This is a genomic window from Eubacterium ramulus ATCC 29099, assembly GCF_000469345.1.
In the GTDB taxonomy this organism is placed as follows: domain Bacteria; phylum Bacillota; class Clostridia; order Lachnospirales; family Lachnospiraceae; genus Eubacterium_I; species Eubacterium_I ramulus.
This window is the reverse complement of sequence record NZ_KI271134.1, coordinates 348-746: the sequence shown is the minus strand read 5'-3', so window position 1 is coordinate 746 and position 399 is coordinate 348. Positions and strand designations below refer to the sequence as shown.

Sequence of the window (399 nt, the reverse complement as noted above, 5' to 3'; positions counted from 1 at the left end):
GCGGCGCTCTAACCAACTGAGCCACTAGGCCAAATCGTTTATTATATGTTCTTACAAAATGGACCTTCGGGGACTCGAACCCAGGACCGACCGGTTATGAGCCGGTTGCTCTAACCAACTGAGCTAAAGGTCCATAAAAAGCCGATGATCGGACTCGAACCGATAACCTGCTGATTACAAATCAGCTGCTCTGCCAATTGAGCCACATCGGCATATTGAATTATACTATTTATTAGTTTTAAATGGGACCTACAGGGCTCGAACCTGTGACCCTCTGCTTGTAAGGCAGATGCTCTCCCAGCTGAGCTAAGATCCCATATAAAACGACCCAGACGGGACTCGAACCCGTGACCTCCGCCGTGACAGGGCGGCGCTCTAACCAACTGAGCCACTAGGCCA

General features: G+C 50.4%; 4 tRNA genes. All 4 read right to left on the bottom strand.

The features are described 5' to 3' along the window. Positions 1–59: 59 nt before the first annotated feature. A tRNA-Ile gene (locus HMPREF0373_RS08950) sits at positions 60–133 on the bottom strand. Between the two features lie 6 nt (positions 134–139). Continuing rightward, positions 140–212: transfer RNA gene (locus HMPREF0373_RS08945), tRNA-Thr, on the bottom strand. A gap of 31 nt (positions 213–243) precedes the next feature. Next, positions 244–316 (bottom strand) — tRNA-Val (locus HMPREF0373_RS08940). Positions 317–324: 8 nt separating this feature from the next. Beyond that, positions 325–398 (bottom strand) — tRNA-Asp (locus HMPREF0373_RS08935). Position 399: the final 1 nt, after the last annotated feature.